Origin of the sequence: Aequorivita flava, assembly GCF_038742595.1 — a bacterium.
GTDB classification, from domain to species: domain Bacteria; phylum Bacteroidota; class Bacteroidia; order Flavobacteriales; family Flavobacteriaceae; genus Aequorivita; species Aequorivita marisscotiae.
Genome location: NZ_JBANCF010000004.1, coordinates 158,299 through 173,027, shown reverse-complemented (window position 1 = coordinate 173,027; position 14,729 = coordinate 158,299). Strand labels below are relative to the sequence as shown.

Genomic DNA, 14,729 nt, shown 5'->3' with positions numbered 1-14,729 from the left:
AGCGTTAAACTTCATTTACAAACGCAACGCTATGGCAAGCCGCAATAGCTGCAGTTTCTGTACGTAACCTACTTTTGCCTAAAGTAACGGGTATAAAACCGTGGCGTTTTGCAAGTACAACTTCTTCGGTCGAAAAATCGCCTTCGGGGCCAATTAAAATTGTTACACGCTGTTTAGGAAGCAGTAGTGATTTTAACGATTTTCTATCGGTTTCTTCGCAATGCGCTATACATTTTAAGCCTTTTGATTTACTTTCTAAAATCATAAAATCTTTAAATGAAACTGCCGGGTTTAATAGCGGCAAGTATGCTTTAAGCGATTGTTTGGCAGCACTTTGAACAATTTTTTCATAACGTTCTGGTTTAATTACTTTCCGTTCGCTGTGGTCGCAAATAATTGGCGTAATTTCACTAATGCCAATTTCAGTTGCTTTTTCCAGAAACCATTCGTAGCGATCGTTGAGTTTTGTAGGAGCCACTGCCAAATGGAGTTGATAGGGTAAAGGTTGTTGTTTTTCTTCTGACAGAATTTTCACCAGACATCCCTTTGGATTCGCATTTAGGATTTCAGCATTAAAAAAAGATCCCTTACCATTGGTTATTTTAAATGTATGGCCCACTTTCATCCGCAATACTTTAACGATATGGCGACTTTCCTCCTTATCGAAAATTATCTCGTTTGATTTTTGGAAGGTTTCGGAATCTAAAATATCTGGATTATAAAAAAGTTGCATCTACTTTAATTTGCGTTTAAAACTTCATCCGTGCCGATGCCACTACATTATTTTCGGCAAAATTTTGGGCTTGGTATTTTAATTGACCCACTATGGCAATCATTGCTGCATTATCAGTGCAAAACTCAAATTTTGGAATATGGGTTTTCCATCCATATTTTGTTTCAGCTTCTTTTAAAGCATACCTGATACCGCTATTGGCTGAGACTCCACCCCCGATAGCAATTTCGTTAATCCCCGTTTTTTTTACAGCATTTTTTAGTTTATCCATTAAGTAATCTACAATTGTAAACTGAATACTGGCACAGATATCGGCCATGTTTTCGTGTATAAAATTGGGGTTTTTTTCCACTTCCTTTTGCACAAAATAAAGCACCGAAGTTTTCAATCCGCTAAAACTGAAATCCAATGGCGCAACTTTTGGTTTTGGAAATTTAAAGGCTTTTGGATTCCCTTTTTGTGCGTAGGTATCAATCAAGGGGCCACCTGGATAGGGAAGACCAAGAATTTTCGCGCTTTTATCAAAAGCTTCGCCTACGGCATCGTCAATGGTTTGGCCTATTATTTCCATCTCAAAATAATCGGTAACTTTTACTATCTGCGTATGGCCGCCACTTATGGTCATTGCTAAAAACGGAAAGTTTGGAGCTACTTGTCCTTCGGCTTTTATAAAATGTGCTAAAATATGCGCTTGCATGTGGTTTACATCAATTAACGGAATACCCAATCCTAAGGCCAAAGATTTTGAAAATGAGGTGCCTACAAGTAGCGACCCCATAAGCCCAGGTCCACGGGTAAAAGCGATGGCAGATAACTGTTTTTTATCGATATTTGCTCTTTGTAAAGCTTGGTGAACCACCGGCACAATATTTTGTTGGTGGGCGCGCGAGGCAAGCTCTGGCACCACGCCGCCATATTGTTCGTGAATTGCTTGTGTAGCAACAACATTGCTCAATATTTTACCGTTGTTAATTACGGCGGCAGCAGTGTCATCGCAGGAAGATTCAATACCGAGGATGTAGCAGTTTTTTTGGATCAAAGTGAAAGAGGTATATTTATTGGTTGTAAAAATAAAACATTAAAAGCGTATCAAAAAACTTCGCAAAATAATAGTTCGCTCCTTCGCAATCATTGTATTGCTGCTCGTGCTTTTAATAATTATTTTTTCCATTCCAGCAGTTCAAACTAAAGTAGCGAAAAAAGTAACTGATAATCTAAACGAAACATACGGCACCGATATACATATTGAACGTCTTGGCCTTAATTGGAAAGGTGAAGTAGATATCAGAGAGGTTTTTATTGCCGATCACCATAACGATACACTTATTTATAGCAAGGAAGTTCAGACCAATATTGTAAACTTTCAAAATTTAATCAATGGTGATCTCGGTTTTGGGGATATTGCTTTAAATCACGCAAAACTCTACGTTAAAACATATAAAAACGAAGAAACAGACAACCTATCCATTTTCGCAGATAAGTTTGATACCGGAAAGCCCAGCACCACGCCCTTTTCACTTTTTAGCAACGATGTACAATTATCTAATAGCCGCGTAAAAATAACAAATGAGAATCTGGAAAATCCAGAGATTTTTATTTTGGATAACGTAAACATTACTGCCAACAATCTTAAAATTTACGGACCAGAAGTAACCACCAATATTGAAAGTCTGTCTTTAGTTGCGTCACGAGGTTTTGTGATTAAAGACCTGCAAACAGATTTTGCCTATACCCGTACCAATATTATATTAAAGGATTTGTACCTTAAAACAACCGAATCTGAGATTAAAGGTGAAATAGACCTAGATTTTTCAAAAAATGGAATGGCAGATTTTGAAAATGATGTATTAATTACTGCACGCATTCAAGATTCAAAAATTGCCACTAACGATCTAAACGGATTTTATGATGAATTTGGTCCCGATCAAGTAATAGCATTGGATACCGAACTAAAAGGCACGTTGAATAATTTTTCTGCAACGAATGTGAAATTTGAAACTAGCGCTACAAATATTCAAGGAGAATATACTTTTCTGAACGTTTTAGATGCCGAAAAAAACTACGCCATAACCGCCAAAAACCATTATATAGCAACAAATTATTTCGACTTAAGAAGATTTATGCCTCGCGTTTTAGGCGATGTAGTTCCTGTGGAATTGAAGGAACTTAAAAACTTTTCCCTTACTGGAAACACTTCAATTATTGGCGACGAGTTAAATACCAAAAGTAATTTACAAAGTGCAATTGGGCAGGCAAAAGTAGATTTAAAGGTGGGAAATATCAATAATATTGATAACGCCTATTACAAAGGAAATGTAGTGTTAACAAATTTTAATTTGGGTAAAATTGCTAAAACTACTTCCCTCGGAAAAATGACAGCCAACCTAAATTTTGACGGTCGGGGCTTCGATAAAAACACGATAAACACTGAAGTTTCGGGAAAAGTGTCTTCTTTTAACTTTGAAGGTTATAACTATAAAAACATCGTTGTTTCCGGTAATCTTAAAAATCCACTTTTCAATGGTGAACTTTCCATAGACGATCCTAACTTAAAACTGGATTTTAAAGGGTTAATAGACGCTTCGGCCGAAACAAACCACTTAGATTTTGAAGCAGACGTAGCGTATTCAGATTTAAACAAATTAAATCTTATTACGCGCGATAGTATTTCTGTTTTTACGGGAAAAGTGGTTGTGGATATGGATGGAAAAACTATTGACGATGTGGTGGGTACCATAAATTTCAGTCAGACGTTTTATCAAAACGAACGAGACTATTACTATTTCGACGATTTTACGGTAACCTCCAGTTTTCGGGATTCTGTTAGGACCATTGAAATTAATTCGCCAGATATAATGAATGGCAAGATTACAGGTGAATTTTTAATTGAAGATATTCCCAATCTTTTTCAAAATGGTATTGCGAGTATTTATGCCAATTACATTCCACAGGAAGTAACTACAAACCAATACATAGATTATGAATTTGTAGTTTACAATAAAATTGTTGATGTTTTTGTGCCGCAATTAAAATTGGGTGATAATACCCGTATTAAAGGTTCTGTATATTCGGATGAATCTAAATTTGAACTCGATTTTCGCTCCCCGGAAATCCTTCTTTTTAATAATTACATAGGTAAACTAAATATTCAAGTAGATAATGATAATCCACTGTACAATACATATATAGCCGCAGATTCTATCTATACTGGGTTTTATAATCTTAAAGATTTAAATGTAATTAATAAAACTTTGAATGATACAATGTACGTACGTTCAGAATTTGCTGGGGGACCAAAGAAACAGGACCTATTTAATCTTTCACTTTATCATACCATAAATAAAGAAGGAAAATCGGTGATTGGGGTTAAAAAATCAGACATAACATATAAAGGAAACGTTTGGTATTTAAACGAAAATAACAACAGATTAAACAAAGTTGTTTTCGACGATAACTTTAGGGAAGTACGTATAGATTCGTTGGTGTTAAGCCACAATGACGAATTAATTCAGATGGCGGGCACGCTCCGGGATTCTACATATAAAGATTTAAAAGTTCGTTTTAGGGATGTAAATATCGGTAATATTACACCCGAGATTGACAGCCTACGACTTAAGGGTAATGTAAATGGCAAGTTCGATTTTATTCAGAAAAATGGAGCGTATTATCCCAATAGCTCCGTAACTATAGATGGTGTAGAAATTAACGAAATACCTTTTGGCGATTTAACTTTAAAAATTGATGGCAACGAAGACCTCACAAAATACCGTATTAATTCGTCGCTTGTAAATAACAAGATAAAATCTATTAATGCCGTGGGCGAGATTGATGTTTCACCCAAAAACCCTCAAATACAGCTTAATGTAGATTTAAATCAGTTTAATTTACAGGCATTTAATCCGTTTGGCGCCGATGTAATTTCAGATATTCGTGGGTTTATTACCGGGAATGCCCGGGTTTCTGGCAGTTACAAATCGCCAGATATTTTGGGGCGGTTTACCTTAGAGAATAGCGGGTTAAAGATCCCATATCTGAACACAGATTTCAATCTAGAAAATAATGCCCAAATTACGGTTACAAAAAATAAAATTGAAATAGAACGAACTAATATTAAAGACACCAAATTTGAAACATCTGGTATTCTTTATGGATACGCTTCACATACTAATTTTGACAAATGGGAACTAAATCTTCATATTGAAGCCCCCGAAAGGTTGGTGGCTTTAAACACACCTCCCGAAGAAGATGCCCTGTATTACGGAACGGCATTTATTAGTGGAAGAGCAGATATCTTGGGCCCTATAGATGAATTGGTAATTAATGTTGATGCTACGACAGAAGAAGGAACTACATTTAAAATTCCTATAAGCGATACAGAATCAATTGGCGACGATTCCTTTGTACATTTTCTTTCTCCAAAAGAAAAGGAGGCAAGAGTGAACGGTGAATCGGTAATTACAAATAACTCAAAAGGATTGTCGCTTAATTTTGAATTAGATATAAATAAAAATGCCGAAGTAGAAGTAGTTGTGGACCAAGAAAACAATTCAACATTGAAAGGTCGCGGTGCCGGAATTCTTCTAATTGAAATAAATACAAACGGTAAATTTCAAATGTATGGCGATTTTCAGGTTTACGAAGGAGAATACGATTTTAGATACGGCGGTATCATCCAGCGAAATATTGGGGTTGTTCCAGGGGGTAACATTACTTGGGATGGCGCTCCCGAACGAGCTAACTTAAGCTTGAGTGCGGTTTATAAAACGCAGGCAAATCCTTCGGTGTTATTAGACAATCCGTCTGTTAACACAAAGATTCCGGTTGAAGTTTACGTAGATTTGGAGGGTGAATTAGCACATCCCGAACTTAGCTTTAACATTGACTTTCCGCGTGTAAGTTCAACCTTAAAGAGTGAATTGCAATACAAATTGCAAAATCAGGAGCAGATGCAGAACCAAGCTCTCTTTTTATTGGCCTCCAATTCGTTTGTCAGTGAAAATTATGCGGGTTCAAATGCTTTTGCAGGCACGGTTGCCGACAGAGTTTCTGGCTTGGTAAATAACTTATTTGCAGATCAAGATGGTAAATTTCGCGTAGGTTTAGATTATTCAATCGGAAATAAAAGTCCCAATCAAGAAACTGCAGATCGTTTTGGAATCACTCTTTCCACACAAATCAATGAGCGTATTTTAATAAACGGAAAGGTTGGAGTGCCGGTAGGTGGCGCAAATGAAACTTCGGTTGCAGGAGACATTGAAGTGCAATGGTTAATAAATGAAGATGGTAGTTTGCGAATGAAATTTTTTAATCGCCAAGCCGATTTGCAATTTATTGGTGAAGATCAAATATTTGAGCAAGGGACCGGGATTTCATATTCTGTAGATTTTAATACATTTCAGGAACTATACAGAAAACTATTTAATAAAAAAGTAACCGTAGAAACCGAGCTGCCTGTAATTCCGGACGATAATAGTTATCCAGTAGATTTTAAACCACAAGGTGTAAATACGGAAGATGAAGAATAGCTATTTTATGCACTTCTAACTAGCATTATTTTTTTGAAAAAACAATTTTAAAGAGTGTCCGAAACCTGTAAACCGTAAAGTCTTTCGGCCAACGTTGCATCTAGCACAAACGGATTTGGTTTCCCCGATTGGTAAGATGCAATGCTATGGGTTCGCTCCAGCTCTAAAGCATCTACAGGATCTTGCTTATGCCAAATTAATAGAGTTTCTCGTTGCAATTCAAAAAATGACGCATCGGCTAAATTGGCCTCTTCTCGGTACATTGTATAAAAGTAAAATACAGCTCGTGCCACATTGCCCTTAAAGCTGTCCTGTGGTTCAAATTTGCCATTTCCCTCTTTTGCACAAATGGCATCCGTTTTGTCGGGTTTAGATTTGTATTTTTCGTGAGCAGTGTACCAAACATCGCATTCAGTATCTTGTACATTGCCAAACGGATGATTGTACCTAGAAACATTTACGCCCAGCCGCACGGGAAATAAATGGTGCATATCGCTTTTTGCGTTGCCACTACTGGCGCCTTTACTCTTAGGATAGCTGTGCTCAGCAATTATACTATTGAATACATTAAGTTTTAATAACTGTAAAACAGGCTTTTTTTCACTTTTAGAAAGTGGCAATTTGTATCCAGAATACATACAGCTTACAGAATCGTTTATGTTGTAAATTTGAGTGTACATAACCGCTCGGGCTTCGTCATAATTTAAAACCTGCTTTGGTTTATAATTTTCAACTAAGTTTTTTAACGGAATTGTATCCGAGGCAACAGCAACGGTTTTAAATACTGAAATTTTCTTTGTAAAAACTACTGAATCTACATCACACCTAAAACTTACATTATACTTGCAACACGCAGCCAGTGCTACGTTTCCGAAGAATAGGAAAGAAAATAATAGTAAGGGAATTTTATAAAGGGGTTTACTTTTCTTCAACTTGTAATTTTAAAAAACCTTTAAAAGGGCATCTAATTCTGAAGGACCTTTTAATTTTTTCTTTTTTAAACTTTTTTTCATCGCTACGGTAACCTGATCTAAAGTGGCATAAAACTGACGAATAAAAAATTCAAGCTCTGCTTTTCTATTTGCCATAGATTCCTGCTCATTTACCGAATATCTTTCTAGTAATGCTGCAACATCGCGTTCTTCCTGAGCGCGAAGTTGTTTTACATCATTAAACTTTATGTGCTGTTTTGCTTCAACAACAATTTGTTTGGCTTCTAACTCTTCAAAAATCTTTTTATACGCAGCAACTAATTCTGGCGCATCTTCAATAAAAATACCATTGTTGGTATCCATCATATAACTTCTAAATTCTGCATTCGCCGATCCTATGTAAATTGCGTCACCAAAAATTATAACTTTGGTATGAAGTGAAAATGAACTTATTTCTTCTTTAACGCTGCTCTGGTTTAAAAAATTGTCTATAACCTCTTGGGTTAACCTGTCTTTGTTGTATTCATAGTATTGAAACCTATCGGTATTGAACTCATTATTTTTTTGAAGTAAATATTGCATTTGTCTTCTTCCAATAAAATTTATAGGTGTTAAATCGGTAGTGCCAATAGAATTGGTATAAATTTTAAGCGTAACGTTGGGGCAGATGTTGCTGTTCATAAGTTTGTTCATTTCGTGAACTACCCCTTCAGTGGGCGAAAAATAACCTTGATGAATAATAACCTCTACGGGCTTATTTGTAACATTGCTTTTAGCGCAAGCGGCTTGAAAGGCGTCTTCCCATAACTTTTGAATCATTTTTCCATGTTCAATTTCTTGGTCATATTTAGAGCCAAATTTTCTGTCTTTTAAGTTTCCGCGTTTAAGAATAGTTAAATTATAAGGTACATTTTGAACGTAAAACATGGGTTGGTTCGTCAATGGAATTGCGTTTACTGAATGTAATGTGTTGCTTAAGGTGTTGTTTTGAATATAGCCGTTATTCGAGTCGAAAAGCGTCTCCAATTGCGTCCACTGTTTTGCGTTTGTGCTTTTATCTAAATAATTATCTTGATATGATTGCAAGTACTTTTCGTATTTAGCTCCCCATTCATTTTGCTTTTCTGCAACAAGTCCTTCGGTTCCGGATTCCATTAACTGCACAAAAATTTGAAGTGCACATCCTTGTTTTTCCAAATCGCTTAGATTCTTGGGGCAAGAAGCTTCCGCCATTTTTGTAGCTTTATTTATTAGGTATAAATAACCAATGGGAGCGTGTTTTTCAATGCTCGCAGTAGTGGCGACCATGGTAGTATAGTTCCAAAGTTCATCGTATGTTTTTTGCATAATATCGCCACCTCGGGTGTCTAAATCCATAAAAACATCGGTATCCATAAAAATATATTTCTTTTCCAAATTGTTTGGATGCATATGGTATGCATTTGCACAATTTCGGCCGCCCAATTGCGCTACCTCATTATCCGCCAAAATTAATTTATGGTGCGAATAATCGGTTATATAATCAATTTCGGGGTTGGTCATTAAAGGGCTATTGTCTAAATCCTTAAGTGAAAAAGGCAAAATTGTTTCCAAACCGTTTATAAAAGGTTTTAATTGTTCGCCGTAAAATAAGCCCATAATTGAAAGTTGAATTTGCGCTTTAATGCGTTCAGCGTTATTTCCCGTTTTGGCTGTCCAATACAATTTCATTACTTTCTTTAAGTTTTCCTTTACATCCTCAGTCATAGTAGGCGTTGAAGATGAGTTTTCTGCGAGGTTTTGCAATTCTCTTGCATACCCTAACTGAGTTGCAAACAAAAGCCCATTTGGATCTTTGGAATAAAACCCGGCCAAAAATATTTTAGCTTCCAAACTCATCTCCGCTTCGGCTTCTGGCAATAGTAAACTGTTGTATTTATTGAGATATCTCTGTTTTTCATCGGCGCAGTTTGGCGTTTTTCCGTTAATTCCGATTGTATCTCCGGCACAGCCAATTGTCATAAATTCGGCAAACTTTATTACTGAAACGGCAGGCCTGTTGTAAAACCGAACTTCAATTTGTTGAATTCCGTTCGGTTGTTGGTTTTCCATCCATCTAAAAAAATCGAGATTCTTATAATTCCATTGATAATCTACCAATAGCTTAACTCTGAAATCTGAATCGGCCTTAATTTTTTCCAAGAGTGCATGCGTCATAAAGGCTGTAGTTTCATCTAAATCGTAGATATAATATACCAGGCGCAATTCGTTTTTAGCATTTTTAATTATATCAATTTTTGAAGCAAAGGCCAGGTCGTTATCTTTTAGTACGAATGCTTTTTTAGCTGTAAATGCATTTTGTTTTAAATAATCTGGCGTAACGGCCAAAGGCGAAGTAATCAGTAATTTTTTACTACAACCAATAAAGGTGAGAGCCAATAGAAAAAGAAGTGTGAATCTGTAATTTAAAGCTGGTTGGGAGAACAATATTTTTCTTCGCATAAGAGGGTCTTTTAAAAATTAATAAACCTAGCTTTATTAGAAATTAATTCAATATTTCAGGACGTTACATAAATGCGTACAAACAAACACCTCTCTGTAGAGCGTAACCTTGAAAATTTTGAAATTAAATATATTGGGGAGACTCAAATATAACTAAAATGCGTTGTATATGAGCGAAATAGAATTGAAAATACCGAATGCCAAATAATAAATTACCAAATGCACAAAAATGATAATTTCACTTCACACGCAACCTAAGTATATTTGGCAATAAATAGACAATCTTTACAAGCCGAACGCTATGGTAACTTCACATTTTAAACAAAAAAGTTTTATAACGAAATTTAATTAATAAAGCCCAGACTCACTTAAAATATCGTAGAATAACTTTTATAACCTCTTTAAAGTGAAGCGATCACCGAAATCTCCACATTTACAAATTTTGGAAGGTTTGCCACTTCAACTGTTTCGCGGGCGGGAGCAGTGGCTTCGTTAAAATAGGTAGCGTACACCTCATTGATTTGGCTAAAATTATTCATATCGCTAATGAATATACTGGATTTCAAGACGTTTTCAAAAGTCATTCCCGCTTCGGTTAAAATTGCTTTTAAATTTTCCATCACCAGTTTGGTTTCGGTTTTAATATTGTCTGTTATTAAATTTCCAGTTTTTGGATCTATGGCAATTTGGCCGGAAGTATAAAGCATATTTCCTTTTAAAACGGCTTGGTTATAAGGTCCGATTGGAGCAGGGGCGTGGACAGTAGAAATTATCTTTTTCATAGGTTTTTGTTTTTAATAATTATAAATCGCAAGTAAAACGCTGTAGTTCGGCAGTTTATGGGTTTTAATATTTCCGAATTTTTATGCCTAACTTATTTAAAATATAAATTTACTATTAAATATATTACAACCTCTTATCGCTTTCTCTTCGTTTATCGTATTTAATATCGCTAAGCACCGAAGATTTTATTCCTATAAAGAAATACCACGCGGTGTTTATACTACCAATGGGCGTCCAGTTAAAACTCATCTGCCAGCTTTCGAGGTCGCGCTGAAAACGGAATTGCGTTAAGGTAACGCCTTTGTTCTTAAAATCGTAGCCCGAAGATACCCCAACGGTCCAACGCGGCGCCAATTCCATATTGGTGCTAACCATTAGCGATTGACTGGAAATTTCATTCTGCCGCTGACTATTGCCATAAGTAATGGTGTACGCCAACCGCATATCCCACGGAATAGAGTAATTATACCACTCTACATTTGTTTTATCTAATTCTTGGTCGTCGTCTTCGTTGTAAATTTGCCCGTCGTAAATATCGGTAGCCTCTCCAAAAAGATCGTCAGGACGCCCCCCGTTTCGAAAGGTTTCATTATCTATTCTATCTAAATCTTTTTTTCCGCTACCGTCAAAATCCTTGCTGGAGAACGAATAATTTATACTCACGTTGGCATTTGTTAATCTGAAGAGACTTCCGCCGTTGTTAATATTAAAAACGTCTATTTTATTATTGTTGTTGTCTAATGCATACGGATCTAAACTTCCGCTGAAGTTAAAATCCAACTTTGGAATTATAGGAATACTGCCCGTAAATTGAAGCGGACTCCATTGTAGGGAATCGCCTGCGAGATTATAAGCTGTTGAAAAGTTTAAATTGTTTAATAAGGTTACTTTTTTTGGCTCCACGGCAGTAGTATCGCGATCGCGCATTTTTGCTTCAAAAGTATTGCTAAGCGACATCCCGATGCTGCTGGAGTAAATCTTGCTCGGAGCGCCATAAAGCGTATTTTCAAACCGTGAATACTCCACTACTTGTGCAGCTTCATCGGCGGTTTGCGGGATTATAAATTCGTCGTAATACCTGTCAAAAGCAGGGTTAATGTTATAACCAATTGATGGGCGAACTACGTGGCGAATGGCTTGAATTTTTTTATCGTTTCCAAAGTTAAAAAGACCGTATAGCGTAGTTCCTAGACTGGTGGAAAAATTATAGGTTCTGTAGCTTTCAAATCCGGCAACTGTATCTTGTACAACGCCTCCCAAACCATTGTTTATAGTTTCGTCAAATCGTTTCCGAGTGCTTTTTAATACCCAGGTTTCACGGTAATTAGTTCCCGCGGAAGCACTTAAATACTTAAAAATTTTAAAATTGGTCGTCAACGGAATATTGTGCTGTGCCCCAATTTGCGCACTGTTGAACATTTCGGGTTTAAAGAAAAGTGAATCGGTAGTCTGAATTCTATTTTCGGCCGTTACATCGTACTGAAAATTGATGTTTTCAATAATTCCTTTTTTGGTGCCATCTTTTGGTGCGAAAGGATAAATTCGTGATACATTTACATTTAAATTGGGCAAAGACATTGATATAGCCTGCGTTTTTGTATTCTGCGAATGTGTTGCGGCCAGCGAAAGATTAACCTGTGGCTCGCCTTCAAAGGTTTTGGAATATGAAACAGAAGAACTCAAAGTGTTTACCAAAGCACTGGCATTATTGGTTTGGTTAATAGATTCTGAAAAATATTTACTGCTACCAATATTTACCGAAGCCGAAAAACGAGAGTTAGGGCTACTCTTCGGATCCTGTGAATGCGACCATCTAATGTTGTAAATACTTCGTTCGCCAAAACCGGGAAAACCTCTTTCTTCGTCTATTAGTTTTTCAAATCGCGCACTAACGTTTCCTCTAAATTTATAACGCAAGGAATACGAGGTTTCTCCCCGCAGCGCGTAACTTCCGTTTGTGTAATAATCTCCCAGCAAGCTAAAGTCTAAATATTCACTTATAGCAAAATAATATCCACCATTTTGAAGAAAAAAGCCCCTGCTGTTATTATCTCCAAAGGAAGGAATGATAAAACCCGAGGTTCGGTCTTCAGTTAGCGGAAAATAGGCAAAAGGCAGACCTACAGGCGTAGGAACATCTGCAATAAACATGTTGGTAAGACCCGTAACAATTTTCTTTTTAGGAACAAATTTTGCTTTTCGAGTATAGAAATAATATTCGGGATCGTCTATGTTTTTTGAGGTAGTAAACTTCACATTACGCAAATAAACAACCGAATCATTTACTTTTTTGGTGACTTCGGAAATTACTCTAAAACCATTCTGATCTGTTCGGCTATTAAACACCAAAGCTTTTTCCGAATCAAAATTATAGCGAATGGAATCTGGTTCTACCTTGTTTGTTGCCTGAACAAAAACGGGACGTTGGCTGTAAACGCCAGCACTGTCTATTCCTTTGGCATAAACTTCGTTTTTGTTGTAATCCAGAATTATTAATCCTGCATCAATGCGCATATCACCGTAGATTATATAAGCATTGTTATACATATATACTTTGTTTTCCTTTCGGTTCAGCAATACGTAATCTTCGCCGTAATAATCTACAATATTCGTTAATGTTTCTTTTGGCGGTTTTATAGAATCGGTCTTTACAGTATCCTGTACCAATTCATTAGCTTCTTCTAAAACAGGTTTTAAATTTACTTTAAGAGTGTCTTCCGGAGTAGTTTTTGGAAGGTTGGCCTCATTCTTCGGCGGAATGTCCTGCGCATGCAAAACTGCACTGCAAAGTAGCAGTATTGTTAAAAAGATTGTTAAGTAATGCCCGTTGGTCTGCAATGCGCTGATGCTATTATTTTGTAGATTTGGCTCAATATTTGAAACGGTCAAAAATAAACATATTTTTTCGGGTACGTTTTTTTAAATGACATTTTTGAGAAAAAGGATATAGCGAAATTAATAATTGGAACTAAACCGAAACTTTAGGACAATAAATTAACAGTATTTGTAGCTGTAATTTTTGTTTAAAAAGAAATTTTCACAAAGTTTCGTATCGCTGAAACATTAGTTTTCAGGGTTCGTTTTAAAATACTATTCACTAACAACAATCGTTAAAACATATATGTACACAAAACTTTTTGCTTCACTTTTAGTAATAGGAACCTTTTTACTTTTTTCCCTGAAAACAACTGCTGCAGAAAATCCTACAAAACCATTTGTAGTTGTATTGGATGCTGGTCACGGTGGGCACGATCACGGAAATAAAGGGAACGGGTATAAAGAATCGGAAATATCGTTAAACATTGTTTTAAAAGTAGGAGCGGAGTTAGAAAAGTTACCAAACGTAAAAGTAATCTATACCCGAAAAACCGATGTTTTTATTGAATTACGCGAACGTGCGGCCATTGCAAATAGGGCAGATGCCGATCTATTTGTATCTGTACATTGCAATGCCCATCACTCGAATGCCTATGGCGCTGAAACTTTTGTTTTGGGGCTTCATAAAAGCCAAGCAAACTTTGAAGTAGCCAAAAAAGAAAACGAGGTAATTTACTTAGAAGATAACTATCAAGAAAAATACGGTGGTTTTGACCCCAATGCACCAGAATCGCTGATAGGAATGGTTTTAATGCAGGAAGAGTATCTAGACCAAAGTATTTTATTGGCTAGCTTGGTTCAGAATAATGTAATTAACAACTTAAAACGAAAAGATAGAAGTGTAAAACAGGCGGGTTTTTGGGTGCTTCACAATACCTATATGCCCAGCGTTTTGATTGAAACGGGTTTTCTTACCAACAAAACTGAAGGTGCTTATCTAAATTCTGCCAAAGGACAAACCGAAATGGCTCGCGAAATAGGCAATGCTATAAAATCGTACATTAGTAGTCTCTCCATTTCCACCGAAAAAATTAGAGATCCACAAATTGAACAGATTCAAGTAGAAAAAACGATTGAAACTACAAAAGAAGATATTTACGAAAACGTAACCTTTAAGGTTCAATTGGCTGCAAGTGGTAAAAAACTGGATCCTAAGCCGCAGAACTTTAAAGGGCTTAACGATGTAACTCGCGAAAAGGAGGACGGACTTTTTAAATATTACTACGGTGAAACATCAGATTATAACAAAATTCAGGTAATGAAAACCTTTGTGCAGCAAAAAGGATATCCTTCGGCATACATTGTAGCTTTTAAAAAAGGAAGAAAAGTTAATCTACCGGAAGTGTTAAAATCGAAAGCCAATTAGCGTGCATTCTTTATATTTATCACTTAAATTTG

At 36.3% G+C, this 14,729-nt stretch carries 8 protein-coding genes; 2 read left to right on the top strand and 6 right to left on the bottom strand.

The genetic code is table 11. The features are described from left to right. Positions 1 to 4: 4 nt before the first annotated feature. Positions 5 to 733 (bottom strand): 16S rRNA (uracil(1498)-N(3))-methyltransferase, encoded by a 729-nt coding sequence (locus tag VZD24_RS07690; protein WP_279447922.1) that lies wholly within the window; start codon positions 731 to 733, stop codon positions 5 to 7. Positions 734 to 749: 16 nt separating this feature from the next. Continuing rightward, entirely contained in the window at positions 750 to 1,772 is a 1,023-nt protein-coding gene (tsaD, locus tag VZD24_RS07685) for a tRNA (adenosine(37)-N6)-threonylcarbamoyltransferase complex transferase subunit TsaD (RefSeq protein ID WP_279447923.1), read from the bottom strand. Positions 1,773 to 1,878: 106 nt separating this feature from the next. Here tsaD and VZD24_RS07680 point away from each other — a divergent pair, with 106 nt between their 5' ends. Then, positions 1,879 to 6,258, top strand: coding sequence for a translocation/assembly module TamB domain-containing protein (locus VZD24_RS07680; protein WP_342686413.1), 4,380 nt, complete (start codon positions 1,879 to 1,881; stop codon positions 6,256 to 6,258). Positions 6,259 to 6,305: 47 nt separating this feature from the next. Here the strand turns inward: VZD24_RS07680 and VZD24_RS07675 are convergent, their stop codons facing one another. From VZD24_RS07675 to VZD24_RS07660, 4 genes are all read right to left on the bottom strand, one after another. Beyond that, positions 6,306 to 7,190, bottom strand: coding sequence for an endonuclease (locus VZD24_RS07675; protein WP_342686412.1), 885 nt, complete (start codon positions 7,188 to 7,190; stop codon positions 6,306 to 6,308). 9 nt (positions 7,191 to 7,199) lie between these two features. Beyond that, entirely contained in the window at positions 7,200 to 9,671 is a 2,472-nt protein-coding gene (locus tag VZD24_RS07670) for a phospholipase D-like domain-containing protein (RefSeq protein ID WP_342686411.1), read from the bottom strand. A gap of 401 nt (positions 9,672 to 10,072) precedes the next feature. Continuing rightward, positions 10,073 to 10,453: a Rid family detoxifying hydrolase gene (locus VZD24_RS07665; RefSeq protein ID WP_279447927.1), complete on the bottom strand. Its 381-nt coding sequence runs from the start codon at positions 10,451 to 10,453 to the stop codon at positions 10,073 to 10,075. A gap of 124 nt (positions 10,454 to 10,577) precedes the next feature. Continuing rightward, positions 10,578 to 13,343: a putative LPS assembly protein LptD gene (locus VZD24_RS07660; protein WP_342686410.1), complete on the bottom strand. Its 2,766-nt coding sequence runs from the start codon at positions 13,341 to 13,343 to the stop codon at positions 10,578 to 10,580. A gap of 232 nt (positions 13,344 to 13,575) precedes the next feature. Here VZD24_RS07660 and VZD24_RS07655 point away from each other — a divergent pair, with 232 nt between their 5' ends. Further along, a complete protein-coding gene (locus tag VZD24_RS07655; RefSeq protein WP_342686409.1) occupies positions 13,576 to 14,697 on the top strand; it encodes an N-acetylmuramoyl-L-alanine amidase family protein in 1,122 nt (373 codons plus the stop codon). The last annotated feature ends 32 nt before the right edge of the window (positions 14,698 to 14,729 follow it).

What these genes read in the sequence shown, in the direction of transcription:
- VZD24_RS07690 (WP_279447922.1), bottom strand. Translation starts at nt 733, where the DNA reads ATGCAACTTTTTTATAATCCAGATATTTTAGATTCCGAAACCTTCCAA.
- VZD24_RS07665 (WP_279447927.1), bottom strand. Translation starts at nt 10,453, where the DNA reads ATGAAAAAGATAATTTCTACTGTCCACGCCCCTGCTCCAATCGGACCT.
- VZD24_RS07655 (WP_342686409.1), top strand. Translation starts at nt 13,576, where the DNA reads ATGTACACAAAACTTTTTGCTTCACTTTTAGTAATAGGAACCTTTTTA.
- VZD24_RS07670 (WP_342686411.1), bottom strand. Translation starts at nt 9,671, where the DNA reads ATGCGAAGAAAAATATTGTTCTCCCAACCAGCTTTAAATTACAGATTC.